Genomic DNA, 16041 nt, shown 5'->3' with positions numbered 1-16041 from the left:
GCGCCCTCGAGTGGCAACTGCGAGGACGCTCTGTCTTTAAAAGTGATTACAAGTTGCCGATAGTGGCTACCATAACCGCTTTAATGGTATGCATTCTATTTTCCGCTTCATCAAATGCTACAGAATGCTTGCTTCTAAAGACTTCGTCCGATACTTCCATCTCTGAAATGCCGAATTTTTCTTGAATGTCTAAGCCGATTTCAGTCATCACATCGTGGAAAGCAGGCAGACAGTGCATGAAAATGACATCCGGATTGTTGGTCTTCTTCACCATATCCATATTGACTTGGTAAGGTTTTAATAAGTTGATGCGCTCTTCGAACATATGCTCTTCACCCATAGACACCCAAACGTCGGTGTAGAGGACGTCGGCACCGTCTACAGAGGCTATGTCGTCAGAGAGTTCAATAACAGCGCCTGTTTCTTTTGCGACAGCATTCATTTCTTCAACAAGCTCTTCAGACGGCCAAAGCGATTTTGGCGCAAGGGCGACGAAATGCATGCCCATCTTAGCTGCACCAATCATAAGGGAGTTGCCCATGTTGTTTCGCGCATCGCCGACGTAAACGAACTTCACTTTGTTCATCGGCTTGTGGACATGTTCCATAACCGTTAAAAAGTCAGCTAAAATTTGAGTCGGATGGTACAAATCTGTCAGGCCGTTCCATACCGGTACACCGGCATGTTTTGCGAGCGCGTCGACAGTGCTTTGTTTAAAGCCTCTGAACTCGATGCCGTCGTAGTAGCGACCGAGCACTTTTGCCGTATCTTCGATGCTCTCTTTTTTACCCATTTGGCTGTTGGTGAGGAATGTGACGTTGGCCCCCTCGTCATAAGCAGCTACTTCAAATGCGCAACGCGTTCTCGTAGACGTTTTTTCAAACAACAAGCAAATATTTCTTCTCTCTAACAAAGTGCCTTTTACGCCCGCTCTCTTTTTCGCTTTAAGTTCTTTTGAAAGTTTGAGCAAGTAAGTGATCTCTTCCGGTGTGAAATCTTTTAAAGTTAACAAGTGTCTTCCTCTTAAATTAACAGGCATGTTTCGTTCCTCCTTCAAAATAGTTGCAGTTTATTTATGACATGGCCGTGCACAAAGACCATTCGCCTTAATCACCTAATTGGGCCTTTAGTGCGTACCATGCTATTAAAGCATTGCGCTCAATAGCTGTTTTAAAAACCTATTTTAAGGCTTCTCTTTCAAGCGGCATCGACATACATCTCGGGCCACCTCGTCCTCTTGAGAGTTCTGAAGATGGGATGACGTGAAGCTTTATCCCCGCCGCTTCGAGCAACTTGTTCGTCACGTGGTTTCTCGAATAGACAATAACTTCTCCAGGCGCAATGGCCAGCGTGTTGGAGCCGTCGTTCCACTGCTCTCTGCCTGCGTCTATAGAAGACGTACCGCCACAGCGAATCAGCTTAACCCTCTCACATTCGAGATGTCTTGCCAATATGGCCTCCAGTTCCCCTTCTTCTTTTTCAATCGTATAGGCGCCGGAAGCATCAGTTTTGTTTAACGCGTATACAGACAGTGGTCCTTCGATTTCTGGATGGATGGTAAACACGCCTTTGTCCACCATTGTAAAGACGGTATCGAGGTGCATAAACGCTCTAACCTTAGGAATGTCGAAGGCGAGAACAGTGGTAAAAGACTCATCGGTTTTAAACAGATTCTCGGCGAACTTTTCCACCGCTTCGGCGTCGGTGCGCTCGGAGATACCGATGCCGATGACTTTATCGCTTAAAACGAGCATATCGCCGCCTTCAATAGCAAAAGCTTCATCTCTATTATAATAGAAAGGAATTTCTGTAGATGCGAACTCCGGATGGTACTTGAGCACGTAATCCGCAAAAATCGTCTCTCTGCAACGTGTCACAGTACGCATCTTATTTACTGAAGCGCCGCGCCCGATGCTTGCAAACGGATCCCTCGTGAAGTAAAGATTCGGTAGCGGATCGATAACAAACGGATAAGATTGTCCCAGTCTCTCAGAGAGCGAGCGCCCTTCAGAAAGTTTGACCTCTTCTCTCCTAACCCCCGCCATCATTTTATCCACCATATCGCGATTCTTTTCAAAAGCTTCGAAATAAGCCGTAAGTTGCTCCAAGTGCTGTGGGTTTTTAATCCCCGCTTCTTCTAAAAATTGAGCGATAAATTGTCCTTTAATCTCCGGTTTCTCAAGCGCCTCTGCAACGAGGTCTTCCAGATAAAAAACTTCAACCCCGTTGTCTCTGAACACTTTTGCAAAGGCATCGTGTTCTTGACGTGCCACTTCTAAGTACGGAATGTCGTCGAACAACAAGCGTTCCATTAAATCTGGTGTTAAATTTTCAATTTCGGCTCCCGGTCGATGAAGCAACACTTTCTTCAGCCGGCCAATCTCCGAATAGACATTTAAACCACTAAGACTCATGATTGCACCTCTTTCTTATTTTAATTACATATTTTGTAATTTTATTCATTTTGTCTTTCACCATTTCAGTATATCATCAAAAGCAAATATTTATCAAGCCTTTGAATTTAAGCGCCTTTCAAGAGCTGTGTTTTGTAGTGAAATTTCTGTATATTCATCCGCTGAATATAATGTTATTTTATGTAAACGCACAGTATACCTGCTGTCATCTCCCCCAAAATCCCTATCTCATGTATAAATATTTATAAATTTTCATAAAAAAAAATAAGGTCTACACCTTATTTTTAAGAGATCTCCTTTAATTCCTTCAGTTCTTTGTTTCCAAATAATGTAACTTCTACAGTTTCGGTTAAAATGTCTGAATAGCTGTACGATACAGTTCTTTCTGAATCCTGTCCCTGATCGACTCTTACTGTAAAAACACTTGGAAAAGCTTTCTCGATTACACCTTCACTCACTTTAGCCTTACGCTTTCCCTTATCGGTTTTTAGGATGACCTTCTTGCCCAAACACGCCATTACATTACTTTTAATGCCATCTAACGTCTGTCTTGTCGCCAAAATATACCACCATCCTTTACACATACTACAAAAACCATAACACAAATAATCAAAAAAGTCAATTATTATACAACCATTCTCAACAGATGTCAATACTGGTTTTCCAATCTTTCAACACTTTTTTCAAACTTGTCATCATAATGTAATATAAAAAAGCGCTAAATGAGCGGCTTTACGGGCATTATGGGGGCTCAATACAGCCGTCTTTTCATCGTTCTCAGGAAATGTCTCCTCATTTACACCGCATCATTGCGGCGTTAAACGCCCTCGACACGCCCCTGTATTTTTAATTAAATCTCAACGAGACCCTACTAAAGCCATTAGAAAAGCTGGACCTTTTTATAAGGGCCCAGCTCTGTAACGATTTCCTACGTCGTTTTCCTATAAAACAAGCCCTTGAGCATTAAAGCTAACGCACCGTCGCCTGTGATATTGGCTGCTGTTCCGAAACTGTCCTGAATGGCAAATACAGCAATTAGAAGACCGACGCCTGTCTCATCAAAGCCCAACACGCTGAAAACAATGGCCAGCGACGCCATCACTGTACCGCCGGGAACTCCGGGAGCCCCAATGGCAAATATGCCGAATAAAAAGGCAAACGTTACCACCGCACCAATTGAAGGCATCTGACCGTAGAGCATCTGCGCAATGGTCATACAAAAAAACGTCTCTGTGAGCACAGACCCCGAGAGGTGTGTCGTCGCCCCCAAAGGAATGGCAAAGTCCACGACTTCATCCGGAAGCACTTCCGATTTCTTTGCACACTGGATGGCAACTGGCAACGTCGCGGCGCTGGACATCGTTCCCATAGCCGTCAAATAAGCGGGCAAGTAGTGTCTCACGACTTTCAGCGGATTGACACCTGAGACAATCCCCGCCACACTGTAAAGCACCGTCAGCCAAATAGCGTGTCCCACCAGTGCCAGAACAATCATTTTAAAGAATGTCGGCAACTGTTCCGTAAAAATTCCCGTGTACGAAAGGCCGACAAAAGTCGAAAAGATGTAAACGGGCAAAATCGGAATGATCACCTTGTTTACAAGTGCCATAATCATCTGCTGCCCTTCATTTAACAGCGCCTCTACTCGGCGCGCGTCCGTCCAGATGACCGTGAGACCGATAAAAATAGCTAAGATGAGTGCCGTCATTACAGGCATTACCGGTTCAATAGCCAATGTAAAATCAAACTTCGGCGCTTCGAGAAGTGTCGACGCCTCGCCGTGAATCCCGAGCTTAGGGACAATTAAATACCCCATCACTGCCGCAAAGATCGATGCCCCCACAGCCGAAAGATACGACATGGACAAAAAGGCGCCAAGCATCTTGCTTGCGTTGTTCTTAAGTCCTGTTATCGCCGGTGTCACAAACCCCAAGATAACCAACGGCACAACAAAGAATACAATAGATCCTAAAATAGATTTCGCCGTACCGAAAAAGGCCACAACATTATGCGGTGCCAGTTGTCCTACAGCAAATCCGAGCACGATTCCAATGAGAAGCTTGGGGATTAACCCCACTTTTTTTAACATACAATCACCCCTGTTCTTATTTTTCCTAAAATTTTAAACACAAAAAAACCCCACCTCTATCTATCGATAGAGACGAAGTTAACTCCGCGGTTCCACTCTATTTGATGCATCGCATCCACTTTGTTCAGGTGCCGGCATACCCTATCTCTATAACGGGAGATCCCGTTGCAGCCTACTCGTCATTCGGTGCACAGCTCGAGAGGGCACTTCGTTCACTGCTTCGTAAGGGATTTCCACCATCACCCTCTCTCTACAACGTCACCGCAAACTACTTTCCTCTTTCGTCGCCTTTTGTTTTGGATTATGGCTCATGATAGCATAGGCTTTATGGTTATGTCAACATTATTTCTAATGCTTTTTTGTAATATTTACAATCAGTTTAATGCTTTCTTAAGATTCAAAAGTCTTAAACTTTGGTACAATAAGACTATAGAGTACGATAGACATCGAAAGGAGGCTTTCTCATGATTAAATTGTCGAGCTTCTTGTTTGTTTTCTTTCTCGCCTGCATTATCGTCGTCGGCTTTTTAACCGTCTTTATAGAGAGCGCCGTCTATATTCCGCTGATTATCAACATTGCGTCTCTCGGTATGTTAATTGCCGGCATCTTGTCGATTATCGCTTTAATTGTCGACCGTTACAAAGACGCGAAACTGGAGGAGAAGGATCGCGACGACTACAAAGATTTGTAAAAGGAGGCGCTTATGTTACTGGTTAACACACCGGAAGTTCCCGGGAAAAAAATTGAAAAGACGCTGGGGTTGGTTCGCGGTAGCACCATCCGCGCCAAGCACATCGGAAAGGACATCTCGTCTGCCTTTAGACACCTTGTCGGCGGCGAAATGAAAGAGTACTCCGAAATGCTTACAGAAGCGCGTCAAATTGCGACAAAGCAAATGATTGACGAAGCAGAAATGCTCGGCGCCAACGCCGTGGTCAATATTCGCTACTCGACCTCAAACGTCATGCAGGGCGCCGCAGAAATTTTGGCCTACGGCACCGCTGTGGTTCTGGAATCGGAATAGTCGCTTTTAAAGAAGCCCGTCATAGATTGGGCTTCTTTTTTTAATTTGCTTTATTACAATGTACAAATATCATTTGTGTTTTTTTTGTTTTTTGGGTATAATACGTGTAGGTTGTTTGCAACAATTGAGGAGGATATTAATTATGAAGAAATTAATAGGGTTAATGCTAATTTTAACATTAGTAGGTAGCTTATTTATTGGATGTGGTAAGACTGAGGATCCAGCAGAGACACCTGATACACCAGATGTTGAAGCACCTGCAGACAAAGATGAGGAGCCAGCTGACAAAGAAGACGATACAACTGGCGACGAAACTGGCGATGAAGCTGGTGCCGAACTTACAGACGGCATCTACTTCGCTTCTGAAGACGCGTTCAGCGATTCAGGATGGAAGTACGTTTTAACTTTAGAAGTTAAAGACGGTAAAATCGCAACTGTAGATTGGAACGGCGCGCACAAAGATGCGGGTAAAGACAAAAAAACAGTTTCTGCTGATGGCGAATACGGCATGGTAGAAAAAGGTAAAGCAATCGCTGAGTGGCACGAGCAAGCGGCTGCAGTTGAAGCTTTCTTAGTTGAAAATCAAGATGTGAACAAAATCACAATCACTGACGAAGAAGGTCACACAGATGCAATCTCTGGCGCGACAATCAAAGTCGGTACTTTCGTAGACCTCGTGAACAAAGCGCTTGAAAACGGTCCTGTAGGCGCTGGCAAGTACGCTGACGGCAACTACTATGTAGAAGCTGACGAAGCAGCTAGCTCAGGATGGAAATCAACAGCTTCTTTCACAGTAATCAACGGTAACATCGTTGCAGCTAACTGGAACGGCGTTAAAGAAGGTATGGAAAAAGACAAGAAGACGGCTTCTATCGATGGCGAGTACGGCATGGTAGAAAACGGCAACGCTTCTGCACCTTGGCATGAACAAGCAGCTGCAGTTGAAAACTTCTTAATCGAAACTCAAGATGTTGATGCAATCGTGCTGAATGATGAAGGTAAAACAGATGCTGTAACAGGCGCAACAATCAGCGTTGGTGACTTTGTTGAACTTGCAAAGGAAGCACTTGTTTTAAGATAGTCAATAAAAAATCAGATTTTGCAAACAACAGACAAACACGAATTAAAAGCCCTTGCAGGCAAACTGCAAGGGCTTTCTTTTTAGGCAACAAACGAATTACCGGCTGGATTTAATCCATTCGTAGGCGTCGTTCTCAAGTTCAAAGGCCTCTTCAACGCCTTTGGTAGTGTAGAGCTTGTAGTCGTCTGTAATCAGTATAACTTCAAAGCGCGCGTCTTCTTCAGCAAAAGCGAGGGCGTCGTCGAGTCCCATTAAAAAAAGCGTCGTCGACAGGGCATCGCCGTCTATGGCCATTGGTGTGACTATGGTCACAGAGACTAGGCCGTTTTGCTCCGGGAAGCCGGTTTCAGGGTTGAGAATATGGTGGTAACGCACCCCGTCCTCTATAAAGAAGCGCTCATAGACGCCGGAGCTGATGGCTGCCTGATTCACCATTTTCACAGTGCCGACCAAGCCCTCGCCCAGCGGGTTGCGCACACCGATGACCCAAGGGGTTCCAGGTCGCTTATCCGAGAGCGCCAGCACATTGCCGCCAAAATTTAAGATGGCGCGTTCATAGCCTTTTGCACGAATGAGCGCTGCCACTTCATCGGCGATGTACCCTTTGGCAATGCCGCCTAAATCCAGCACCATGCCTTTTTCTTTGAGGAATACGGTCTGTGCTTCTGCGTCCAGTTCAATGTTTTCATACCCCACATGGGATACGGCCTCCTCTAGTGCTTCTGTCGTCGGGACTTTTGCGTCATCTGTTCCGATGTCCCAAAGGTTGACCACGGGGCCGATACTCACGTCGAGAAGGCCATCGGAAGCCTTCGCATACGCTAGGGACTGTGTCACCAACTCAAACAAGCCTTCGGATACTTTCACCGGCTCAATGCCCGCCTGTTGATTAATGAGGTCCACTTCTGTTCCCTCGATGTTCTTACTGATTGTCTGCTCGTAGCCGTCTACCGCGGCAAACAACTCGTCAAACACAGTGTCCGGTACCTGCTCTTGTGAATAGATACCAATGCTCACTTGGGTCCCTATTTGATAGCTTTGCTGCGTCGTCAGCACTTGTCCGCTCTCAGGGTCTTTTTTGACCGTGGATTCACTTCTTATGACGTCTCCTGTTTCAACGTTATTCTCAGCTTTCTCGCAACCTACAGCGAGAAGCAACGCGCACAAAATTAAAATGACGCTGTTGGTTTTTTTCATCGTATCTGCTCCTCTTTTTCAAATGTGTCATTACTACCATGAAACATTATAACACAAAAGCATCTGGATTCGAGAGCAAAACAGACGAAAAGCCGTTGTGCCGCCATCTGATTGAGATGGGATACAACGGCTTTTAAATACCAAAGCGCTACGCGCCAACAGTGACGGTGCGGTTCACGTGCACCACTGCGTCGTACTGAGCTTTTCGCTGTTCAAAGATAACATGACTCACATTGACCACAGTCATATCGGGCAGTTCCAGAAGGGTCTTTTCAATCTCTGAAGCCACTGCTGCATCAAGGCTTGAAAACGCTTCGTCAAGGTAGAGAATCTGGGCGTTTTGGAGCAGCCCCCTCGCTATGGCAATCCGACTGCGTTCACCGCCGGAAAGGTTTTTGCCGTTTTCAAAGATACGGTAATCCAGTCCCTCGGAATGGGTGTCGACAAAACCTTTTAAGCCCGCCTTTTCAAGTGCCGCCATCAATTCTTCATCGGAAATGTCCTTGTAGAGTGTCAAGTTGTTTCGCAAGGTGTCTTCAAACAGAAAAACCTGCTGTTCAATATTGGCAATGAGCTTGTAATAATCTGTTTTTTTCACCTGGTCAAGCGGCTTGCCGTCGATGCGCACCACCCCTGAGGTCGGCGAAAAATACTTCCTTAAAATTCTGAGCATTGTGGACTTGCCCCCGCCACTTGGGCCGACAACCAAGTATTTTTTACCCTTTTCAATCGTCAAGCCAACCCGTTCCAAAACCGACTTGTCTTCATAGGCAAAGGCCACATCTTCCAGTTCGATTTTGTCTTCGAATTGCGCCATCTCCAAGGATTCACACACGACGGCATCGTCGTGGATTTTGCCTTCGAGCTTCTTAAACAGACCGCTTGCCGCTGTAATCTTAGGAAACCATTCCCCCACCTCGTTAAGCGGGCGCATAATGCGTTCCATGCTGTTGACAATTAAGATGACGCCACCAAATGTCAACTGCCCCTTAATGCTCAAGAAGATGGCGAAGATTATAACGCCCACCAATATGCCTAAGGAGATGACTTGCTGAAAAGAAGAGACATAGGTCACCATCTTGTCGATGGCGTAGCCGCGGTCCTGGATGTGTTTGCTCTTTTTGTAAAAATCGCTTTTGACTTTTTCGTCCAGTGCGTTAACCTTAATAATGTGAAAGGCACTCAACACTTCTTTAATAAACCCGGTGTACCCGTCGAGCAATTCACTGCGTGCTTCCTGCTGCTTTCTCAGCGGCTTGCCCATTATAATAGAGAGCACCGCCACCAATCCGCCGAACACGACGCCGCCCAAGAGGATGTAAGGGCTCACATAAGCGATTACTGCGACGCTGGCCACAAATGAGAGGCCACCGTAAATCAACGTGTAAAGACCTTCTATATACTGCGTTTCAATGATGTGGATGTCGTTGGTAATCCCGGAAACGTAGTCGCCGGTATTGGTGCCGTGAAACGCGTGAATGTCCTTTTCAAATACCCCTTTTAAATAGCGGGCTTTCAGCGCCATAACGCTGTCCTTTACAAAGACGCCTTTTGAATACGCCAAAAGCAACGTCAGCGGCAACAATAAGACGGCAATGCCGATCAACTTTTTACACGCGTCGACAAAGACATCGATATCCACGGCTTTCACCGTATCCACCACTTCCATAAGGGCAATGGAAAACAACGCTTCTCCACCGATTACCAACAACATGAGCACCGGCAGATAAAAATGTCTGGGAATTTGCTTTAAGAACACCTTCTTCATGCCACACGCTCCTTCTCAAAATAGTCTTCAGCCGGTGTCACGTGTAAAACGCCGTCTTTTAAGGCCAACACGTAATCGTACTGATTGGTAATGCCGTCATAATACCGGTGCGATACGGCAACCACCGTACACGGCAGTTCTAAAATCGCCTTCTCGACGGCCAGTCCCAACTCGTGGTTTAAACTTGACGTCGCTTCGTCGGCAAACAAAATATCGGTTTCTTTGTAAACGGCCCTAGCGATAGAAACGCGCTGGCGCTCGCCCCCGGAGAGGTTCTTGCCGTTTTCCAAAAGCATTTGATGACAACCTGCTGCATCGCGCTCGACAAAGTCGTTTAACCCGGAGACCGAGACGGCGTACTTCAGCTTTTCTTCATTGACATCGCCGAAAAGCGTGATGTTGTTGGCCAATGTGTCTTCAAATAAGAAGACATCCTGATAGATAAACGACACGTGTCGGTTAAAGTGTTCATCTGCCGTCGAGCGCAAATCCACATCGTCGATGGCCACGCTGCCTTTGTAGTCGGTGTAGGTCTTCGACAAAATTTTAATAAGCGTGGACTTTCCCGAGCCACTTTCGCCTTTCAACAAATACTTCTTGCCCTTTTCCAGTGTAAAGGAAATTTTGTCGAGTACCGTTCGATCATCGTAAGTGTACGTCAGATCTTCAACCTGTATCGCTTTTTCAAATCGATACGGTACCGTACCTTTTTGTACCGATTCAACTTCCGGCGCAGCGGTAATTTTATTGTAGATGTTTACCGACGATTTGAGCTCATTGTAAGTCGGCACGAGATTTTGAAGCGGCCAAATACACCCAGTTCCCAGTTGGAGCATAAACACCATTTGCTCGATGCTCATACCGTTTCTCACCTGTAGAAGCAGGTAAATGAGCAAACCAATAAAAATGAAGCTGCCCATAATCATCGAGAGACTGCGTTGCCCCGCTGTAAACACCGAGTAATAGAGCTTACGGCGCTCTACACGGTCCACTGAACGCATGGTTTTGTCTAAGAAAATAGACTCGATGCTGTTGAGCTTTAGAATTTCCATCCCGTTAAACGTATTGGAAACCTCCACTGTAAATGTTTCATTGAGGTCAGAAACGTCTTGTTGCAAGGCAACAGTCTTCCCTTCAAAAGACTTGGTGATGTAAAACAGCACCAGTGACAAGCCAAATACCACGAGGCCGAATTTCAAATCCAAGAAGAGCAAAATCAACACGGTAAAAGCGTAAGTGCCCCCTAAGAAAATGACATTGAGCAACTTGAGAAAGAAATTCTTTTCAAAGAGATTGACGTCGTTGATCAAATTGGATATGTACACTTCTTTTGATTTCTTCGAAAAGTTGTGAAAATCCATTTTGAGAATTTTATCAAATGCCGACAGCCGCACGTCGAGAATCGTATCGCGCATAAATCGGATTCTCAAAAATCTCGATGTCATGTACATGAGTGTCGACAAAACGACGAAGCCGATTCCGATGACCATCCCGCGGTAGGCGAAAGACAGGGAGGCATTTTCAATGCCCCCCAGCAAATAGGCAAAGACAAAGTTCCCCATAAGTTGCGATGCAACTGGAATAAAACAGGCGATAATATAAATGCTAAAAGCTTTTTTTCGACTCATCAACAACGTCTTCATACACGTTACTCCTTTGTCATCCTATCTAACAAAATACTGCCTGAAACGGAAGAAAGTTTAATCTGATTTTCTTTCGACCGGTTCTCTACCAAAACTCTGCGCTTTCCGGACATGTCGCGGTCCACTGGTGCAAACCCGCTGGTATCTACGCGTCCCGACAGCGAAGAGATATCGAGGTTGTACTGTTCCGGTGTCGGAACGATTACCGTTACCTTACCTGAAACCGTTCCGCCGGTCAGCGCTTTAAGCTGTTCGTTCCCTACGTAGTGAATGCTGCCGGAAACCGATTTCAACCGAAGCGTCTCGTTTTCCCCTGAAATTTTGACTTTCCCGGAAGTCGAACCGAAATCGGCGACTTTTGATTGAACATGCTCGCCTATGACACTCCCCGATGTAGACTTGAGTTTAAGTTCTTCACAGAGGATATCTGCCACGTGTACTTTGCCGCTAACCGTCGTGGCGGAAATGGCATCGCCTTTGAGACCGATTAAACCGATACTGCCGGAGATGCTCTGTATCTTGCAATTGGATAAAAAAGTGTTCTTCGGCAGTTTGACATTGATAAACGCCGTGCCCACCGACTCTTTGTCGGGTTTAAAAATGTCGAAGAGGTTGATAATGGTCCCTTTTTTAGTCTCTTTAATATAGAGCGTCTGTTTTTCCTCTCGAATTTCCAGCCACTCCGGCTGATGAATGAGCTCACGCGTCCGATTGTCGTAGAGTTCAACCGTCACTTCGTTCACATTGGAGCGCTCCACATTGAGCTTGCTGTTAATAAGCGATACTTTGATGTCCATCTCTTCCCCTTGGTCGCCATAGCGCTCGTAAACCGGTGGGCGTTCTTTACGCATCAAATCCTCTTCAATTTTTTCCGTTTGATCTGCGGCCTCTAAGAGCTCTAACCCCTTCTCAACTGAAATTTCGCCGGCTTCAATCATCTTTAAAATCTCTAATCTTTGACTCATCATGCGCCTCCTATTCCAAACTGATGCAGACGTGGTTGCCATCGTCTGTCTCTACATTGACCACTTCTCCAATAACGCCGTCGTCAATAGCTTTAATCAATGCGTCGTAATAATCCTCCGCTTTGACACCGTCGATGTTCATGGAGAACTTCGTCCCGAATTTAATGGCGACCTTTAAAACGCTTATAGGGAGTTTAATGTTTACATTTTTCTCCGTGCGCTCGTCGACCACTTGAATGCGCACCCACTTCGCGCCCCCTTTGGATTGGGATTTTTGTACATCTTCTTCCGAAATCGCCTCCAAGAGCTTAAAGCCCTCCTCAGCTGTAATAATACCGTCTTCAATCATCTTTAGTATTTTCTTTTTTTCGTTACTCATAGCGTTCTCCTTTCAATAATTTAAGGGCTTCTTCCGAAGTAATCTCTTTTTTTTGAAGTTGTTCGAGGACTGCCTGTTTGTCCACCTGCGGTTTTTCTTCTTCAGTGTTGTAACCCAGCGCTTTGATAACGCGCTCTAAATTACGTCTGACAGTGGGATAAGACAGCCCCATCTCCTTTTCAATTTCTTTTATGTTGCCTCGGTTCTTAACAAAGATTTCAATAAACGCCTTGTCCTCTTTGGAGAGGTAGGTAAACTTGTCGAGAACGAAGTCGCCTTCAATCGTCGTTCTGCAATGTTGACACTGAAGTTTTTTAACATGAAGTCGTTCATCACATACCGGACATTGTCCCAAAACGGGCTTTTCCATTAGACTTTCCTTTCTCTAAAACGCGTTGGTTTTTACGTTATCTTAACAATAAAGCAGTTTGGCTTAATCGTCAATAATATTCTGAACTTTTTAATCATTTTCTAACCATTCTCTATTAATTTGTTTAACTACAGAATAAAAAAAATTAAGCATCTCTTTTAAAAGATGCTTAATTTTAAATTTGAATATTAATATTATTTAGTTTGCGGTGAGTCAGCCGGCGCCGATTTGCCGAAGCCTGCTATTTCGGACACGCTGGCAACCATATTGGCTGCACTTGAAAGATCTGAAGGGACGATGAGTTTCGTCGCTTTGCCGTCCGCCACTTTTTCAAGGGCTTCAAAGCTCTTGAGCATGAGGACCGCTTGATCGGCGTTTGCCGACTTGAGCATTTCGAGACCTTCAGCTGTCGCTTTCTGGACTTTCAAGATGGCCTCTGCCTGACCTTCTGCTTCTCTAATCTGCGCTTCCTTCTTCGCCTCTGCCTTAAGAATCGCCGAGCGCTTATCCGCTTCTGCATCGAGGATAACCGATTCCTTACGGCCCTCAGCAGTTAGGATTGCCGAACGCTTTTCGCCTTCAGCTCTTAAGATGGCTTCACGTCTTTCACGCTCTGCTCTCATTTGTTTTTCCATTGCGTCTTGAATATCTCTTGGCGGCACGATGTTTTTAACCTCGACGCGGTTGACTTTAATCCCCCAAGGGTCAGTCGCTTCGTCTAGGATACTTCTCATTTGCGTGTTGATTAGGTCTCTGGAAGTCAACGTTTCGTCGAGTTCCAATTGACCGATGATGTTTCTCAGCGTTGTAGCCGTTAAGTTTTCAATCGCCACAATCGGTTGTGCCACGCCGTAAGTGTAAAGCTTACCGTCAGTTATTTGATAGTAGACGACGGTGTCGATCTTCATGGTGACGTTGTCTTTTGTGATAACCGGCTGCGGTGGAAAGTCGACGACGAGTTCTTTGAGTGTCACTTTCTTTGCCACGCGATCGATTAGCGGAATCTTAAAGTGCAGCCCAGTCTCCCAAGTTGTTAAGTACGCCCCTAGACGCTCAATAACGTAGCCATTGGACTGTGGAACAACTTTTACGTTGGAAACGATGACTATCAAAACAAATGCCGCTAGGCCCAATGCTACAAAAACGCCAATTTCTAATCCCATAGTAAAACCTCCCTGTTCATAATTTTATCGTCAACAGCTTAAGCTGTTGCGTTTGCCCTCTTGACGATGAGTTTCACCCCTTCAATTGCAAGTACCTCGACTTCTTCCCCAACGTCGATGGCTTCGTGCCCCTGTGCCTTGGCGGACCACACTTGGCCACCCAGTTTCACTTGTCCAAGCGACTGCACTTCAATCGCCATGGTGACAAAGCCGGTCTTTCCGATTAGTGCGTCAATATTGGTCTTGTTCTGCCCCACTTTGAACACTTTCTTGGCAATCGGTCGCGTATAAAACAATAAAATAAACGCCACCACCAAGAACACGACGATTTGAACCACGATGCCAAACCCCAATGATGCGGCAATCAGCGCTGCAAGAGCACCCACTGCAAACCAAATTGAAGTCAATCCGAGTGTCAACGCCTCAGCAATTGTAAAAACGACAATTAATGCTGCCCATAGAATAATAGAATAATCCACGTTGTAACGCCTCCTTTCATTTGACTTGTACTTTATTATACCATTTCATTCGTGTATAATAACAGTATAAGTTTCAAGCCAATGATCTCTTTATCTAAACTATACACCAATAATATTAAAAAACTCTTAACACCGGCTTAAACAACCTGTATTTTACACGCCATTAGACGCAGTCATTACCCATAAAGGAGTAGCCTCATGCATCGACAACCGTTCAAAATTCTACTCATCACTTTAGCTGCATTTCTCGTCGCTTTCGTCTACGAAAAACTCCCCACGACACTCTCAGCAGTTTTTCTCGCCTTACTCGCATGGATTCTGCTCTACATCACCACCGCCCGACACGCACGCCTCACCGAACTGGAGCGCGTCGTCACCTTCAAAAATCACACACTGGACACCCTTCTAAAGGTCGGCAGTATTTTTTGGAACATAGAAGAGGCAGAAGGCCACTACGAATTTATTTTAACTGCAGCCATTGAGGTCATTCCCAACGGTCACAAAGGCAGTTTTTTAATCCTCAACCCGCTCAACAACCGCTTTGAGTTTAAAGCGTGTCACGGGTATGACCTCGACGGGCTCAAAACAGTCAGTTTTCTACTCGAGGAGACCTTTCTCTATAAAAATGCCAATGGCCACATCGACAAACCTGTAGTCGTCAAAGACATTCGTCACCACGACTCGAAATTTCTCGACCCGACGGTCAACGCCAACATCGAGCGCGCCGGCGGCATGAATGTCAAAGAAGCGCTTTCGGCGCCCATCCTCATCGACGGTAAAATCATCGGCATTCTCAACATCGACAGCGAACGCTCAAATGCCTTTGACGCCCTAGACGAACAGCTCATTCACTTTTTCGCCAAACAAATCGGCATGGCGCTGAAACAAAAAGAGCTCGTCGACGAAACATTGCATTTCAACCGCTACGACAGACTGACCGGCGCCGTCAACCGAGACTATTTTGAAAAAATATTTGCGGCTCAGCGCCACCGAACACTGGAAAATCTCGAATCGTATGCACTGGCTCTGTGCGATTTAAACAACCTAAAAGTGGTCAACGATACTTACGGGCACGCCGCCGGCGACCAACTGCTCGTCGCCTTTTCCGACCGCGTTATAAACACCCTCGGCGACACCGATGTCTTTTCCCGAATCGGCGGCGACGAGTTCGTCATCTTATTTCGCAACAAGTCCGAAGCGGCGGCACAGTTGAAGATGGATCAGCTCTATCAAACCGTTAACGGCAGTCCGGTTCAGTACCACCAACATCAAATACCCATCTCATTTAGCTACGGTCTGGCCTTTTCACCTGAAGATTCCATGATTTACGACGTCTTAGTCAAAATAGCTGATGAGCGCATGTACGCTTTTAAAGAAGCGGTCAAGCAAAGTACGCTCTAGCGTTTTTAAAGCGCCCCTGGGTTCAGGGGCGCTTTTTGTTTTGGTTTTAAGGGGACGGTTCTTTTGT

General features: G+C 45.7%; 16 protein-coding genes and 1 other annotated feature. Of the genes, 4 read left to right on the top strand and 12 right to left on the bottom strand.

Annotated features, from left to right (window positions below; genetic code table 11):
- Positions 1 to 46: 46 nt before the first annotated feature.
- From argF to ACR6HW_RS13000, 4 genes are all read right to left on the bottom strand, one after another.
- A complete protein-coding gene (gene argF, locus ACR6HW_RS13015) occupies positions 47 to 1039 on the bottom strand; it encodes an ornithine carbamoyltransferase (protein ID WP_455728158.1) in 993 nt (330 codons plus the stop codon).
- A 139-nt stretch (positions 1040 to 1178) separates the two neighbouring features.
- Positions 1179 to 2414 carry an arginine deiminase gene (arcA, locus tag ACR6HW_RS13010; protein ID WP_455728157.1) on the bottom strand — a complete coding sequence of 412 codons (1236 nt, stop codon included), beginning with the start codon at positions 2412 to 2414 and terminating at the stop codon, positions 1179 to 1181.
- 284 nt (positions 2415 to 2698) lie between these two features.
- Complete coding sequence (locus ACR6HW_RS13005) at positions 2699 to 2974, bottom strand: Veg family protein (RefSeq protein ID WP_455728156.1); 276 nt, start codon at positions 2972 to 2974, stop codon at positions 2699 to 2701.
- A gap of 368 nt (positions 2975 to 3342) precedes the next feature.
- Positions 3343 to 4503, bottom strand: a complete 1161-nt coding sequence (locus ACR6HW_RS13000) for a dicarboxylate/amino acid:cation symporter (RefSeq protein ID WP_455728155.1) — start codon at positions 4501 to 4503, stop codon at positions 3343 to 3345.
- 65 nt (positions 4504 to 4568) lie between these two features.
- Positions 4569 to 4797, bottom strand: a binding site (T-box leader).
- Positions 4798 to 4967: 170 nt separating this feature from the next.
- On the opposite strand from ACR6HW_RS13000, the gene ACR6HW_RS12995 reads away from it, so the two are divergent.
- The 3 genes from ACR6HW_RS12995 to ACR6HW_RS12985 all read left to right on the top strand — a co-directional run bounded on the left by ACR6HW_RS12995 (position 4968) and on the right by ACR6HW_RS12985 (position 6609).
- Positions 4968 to 5195 carry a hypothetical protein gene (locus tag ACR6HW_RS12995; protein WP_455728154.1) on the top strand — a complete coding sequence of 76 codons (228 nt, stop codon included), beginning with the start codon at positions 4968 to 4970 and terminating at the stop codon, positions 5193 to 5195.
- 12 nt (positions 5196 to 5207) lie between these two features.
- Positions 5208 to 5528 carry a YbjQ family protein gene (locus ACR6HW_RS12990; RefSeq protein ID WP_455728153.1) on the top strand — a complete coding sequence of 107 codons (321 nt, stop codon included), beginning with the start codon at positions 5208 to 5210 and terminating at the stop codon, positions 5526 to 5528.
- 142 nt (positions 5529 to 5670) lie between these two features.
- On the top strand, positions 5671 to 6609 hold the full coding sequence (locus ACR6HW_RS12985; protein WP_455728152.1) for an FMN-binding protein: 939 nt from the start codon (positions 5671 to 5673) through the stop codon (positions 6607 to 6609).
- Positions 6610 to 6705: 96 nt separating this feature from the next.
- Here the strand turns inward: ACR6HW_RS12985 and ACR6HW_RS12980 are convergent, their stop codons facing one another.
- The 8 genes from ACR6HW_RS12980 to ACR6HW_RS12945 form a co-directional block, all read right to left on the bottom strand.
- Positions 6706 to 7806: an FAD:protein FMN transferase gene (locus tag ACR6HW_RS12980; protein ID WP_455728151.1), complete on the bottom strand. Its 1101-nt coding sequence runs from the start codon at positions 7804 to 7806 to the stop codon at positions 6706 to 6708.
- 148 nt (positions 7807 to 7954) lie between these two features.
- On the bottom strand, positions 7955 to 9574 hold the full coding sequence (locus ACR6HW_RS12975) for an ABC transporter ATP-binding protein (RefSeq protein ID WP_455728150.1): 1620 nt from the start codon (positions 9572 to 9574) through the stop codon (positions 7955 to 7957).
- Complete coding sequence (locus ACR6HW_RS12970) at positions 9571 to 11217, bottom strand: ABC transporter ATP-binding protein (protein WP_455728149.1); 1647 nt, start codon at positions 11215 to 11217, stop codon at positions 9571 to 9573. The genes ACR6HW_RS12975 and ACR6HW_RS12970 overlap by 4 nt, the downstream gene beginning before the upstream one ends.
- Positions 11218 to 11222: 5 nt before the next feature.
- A complete protein-coding gene (locus ACR6HW_RS12965) occupies positions 11223 to 12182 on the bottom strand; it encodes a DUF4097 family beta strand repeat-containing protein (RefSeq protein WP_455728148.1) in 960 nt (319 codons plus the stop codon).
- 10 nt (positions 12183 to 12192) lie between these two features.
- A complete protein-coding gene (locus ACR6HW_RS12960; RefSeq protein ID WP_455728147.1) occupies positions 12193 to 12561 on the bottom strand; it encodes an SHOCT-like domain-containing protein in 369 nt (122 codons plus the stop codon).
- On the bottom strand, positions 12554 to 12931 hold the full coding sequence (locus ACR6HW_RS12955) for a DUF2089 domain-containing protein (RefSeq protein ID WP_455728146.1): 378 nt from the start codon (positions 12929 to 12931) through the stop codon (positions 12554 to 12556). The genes ACR6HW_RS12960 and ACR6HW_RS12955 overlap by 8 nt, the downstream gene beginning before the upstream one ends.
- 194 nt (positions 12932 to 13125) lie before the next feature.
- Positions 13126 to 14094 (bottom strand): SPFH domain-containing protein, encoded by a 969-nt coding sequence (locus tag ACR6HW_RS12950; RefSeq protein WP_455728145.1) that lies wholly within the window; start codon positions 14092 to 14094, stop codon positions 13126 to 13128.
- Positions 14095 to 14132: 38 nt separating this feature from the next.
- Complete coding sequence (locus ACR6HW_RS12945; protein ID WP_455728144.1) at positions 14133 to 14573, bottom strand: NfeD family protein; 441 nt, start codon at positions 14571 to 14573, stop codon at positions 14133 to 14135.
- A gap of 198 nt (positions 14574 to 14771) precedes the next feature.
- On the opposite strand from ACR6HW_RS12945, the gene ACR6HW_RS12940 reads away from it, so the two are divergent.
- A complete protein-coding gene (locus ACR6HW_RS12940; RefSeq protein WP_455728143.1) occupies positions 14772 to 15974 on the top strand; it encodes a sensor domain-containing diguanylate cyclase in 1203 nt (400 codons plus the stop codon).
- Positions 15975 to 16041: the final 67 nt, after the last annotated feature.

This window comes from Fusibacter sp. JL298sf-3, from assembly GCF_053842995.1.
The sequence above is the reverse complement of the archived record's forward strand: the minus strand, read 5'-3'. Positions and strand labels throughout refer to the sequence as shown.

What these genes read in the sequence shown, in the direction of transcription:
- argF (WP_455728158.1), bottom strand. Translation starts at nt 1,039, where the DNA reads ATGCCTGTTAATTTAAGAGGAAGACACTTGTTAACTTTAAAAGATTTC.
- arcA (WP_455728157.1), bottom strand. Translation starts at nt 2,414, where the DNA reads ATGAGTCTTAGTGGTTTAAATGTCTATTCGGAGATTGGCCGGCTGAAG.
- ACR6HW_RS13000 (WP_455728155.1), bottom strand. Translation starts at nt 4,503, where the DNA reads ATGTTAAAAAAAGTGGGGTTAATCCCCAAGCTTCTCATTGGAATCGTG.
- ACR6HW_RS12995 (WP_455728154.1), top strand. Translation starts at nt 4,968, where the DNA reads ATGATTAAATTGTCGAGCTTCTTGTTTGTTTTCTTTCTCGCCTGCATT.
- ACR6HW_RS12990 (WP_455728153.1), top strand. Translation starts at nt 5,208, where the DNA reads ATGTTACTGGTTAACACACCGGAAGTTCCCGGGAAAAAAATTGAAAAG.
- ACR6HW_RS12985 (WP_455728152.1), top strand. Translation starts at nt 5,671, where the DNA reads ATGAAGAAATTAATAGGGTTAATGCTAATTTTAACATTAGTAGGTAGC.
- ACR6HW_RS12980 (WP_455728151.1), bottom strand. Translation starts at nt 7,806, where the DNA reads ATGAAAAAAACCAACAGCGTCATTTTAATTTTGTGCGCGTTGCTTCTC.
- ACR6HW_RS12975 (WP_455728150.1), bottom strand. Translation starts at nt 9,574, where the DNA reads ATGAAGAAGGTGTTCTTAAAGCAAATTCCCAGACATTTTTATCTGCCG.
- ACR6HW_RS12970 (WP_455728149.1), bottom strand. Translation starts at nt 11,217, where the DNA reads ATGAAGACGTTGTTGATGAGTCGAAAAAAAGCTTTTAGCATTTATATT.
- ACR6HW_RS12965 (WP_455728148.1), bottom strand. Translation starts at nt 12,182, where the DNA reads ATGAGTCAAAGATTAGAGATTTTAAAGATGATTGAAGCCGGCGAAATT.
- ACR6HW_RS12960 (WP_455728147.1), bottom strand. Translation starts at nt 12,561, where the DNA reads ATGAGTAACGAAAAAAAGAAAATACTAAAGATGATTGAAGACGGTATT.
- ACR6HW_RS12955 (WP_455728146.1), bottom strand. Translation starts at nt 12,931, where the DNA reads ATGGAAAAGCCCGTTTTGGGACAATGTCCGGTATGTGATGAACGACTT.
- ACR6HW_RS12950 (WP_455728145.1), bottom strand. Translation starts at nt 14,094, where the DNA reads ATGGGATTAGAAATTGGCGTTTTTGTAGCATTGGGCCTAGCGGCATTT.
- ACR6HW_RS12940 (WP_455728143.1), top strand. Translation starts at nt 14,772, where the DNA reads ATGCATCGACAACCGTTCAAAATTCTACTCATCACTTTAGCTGCATTT.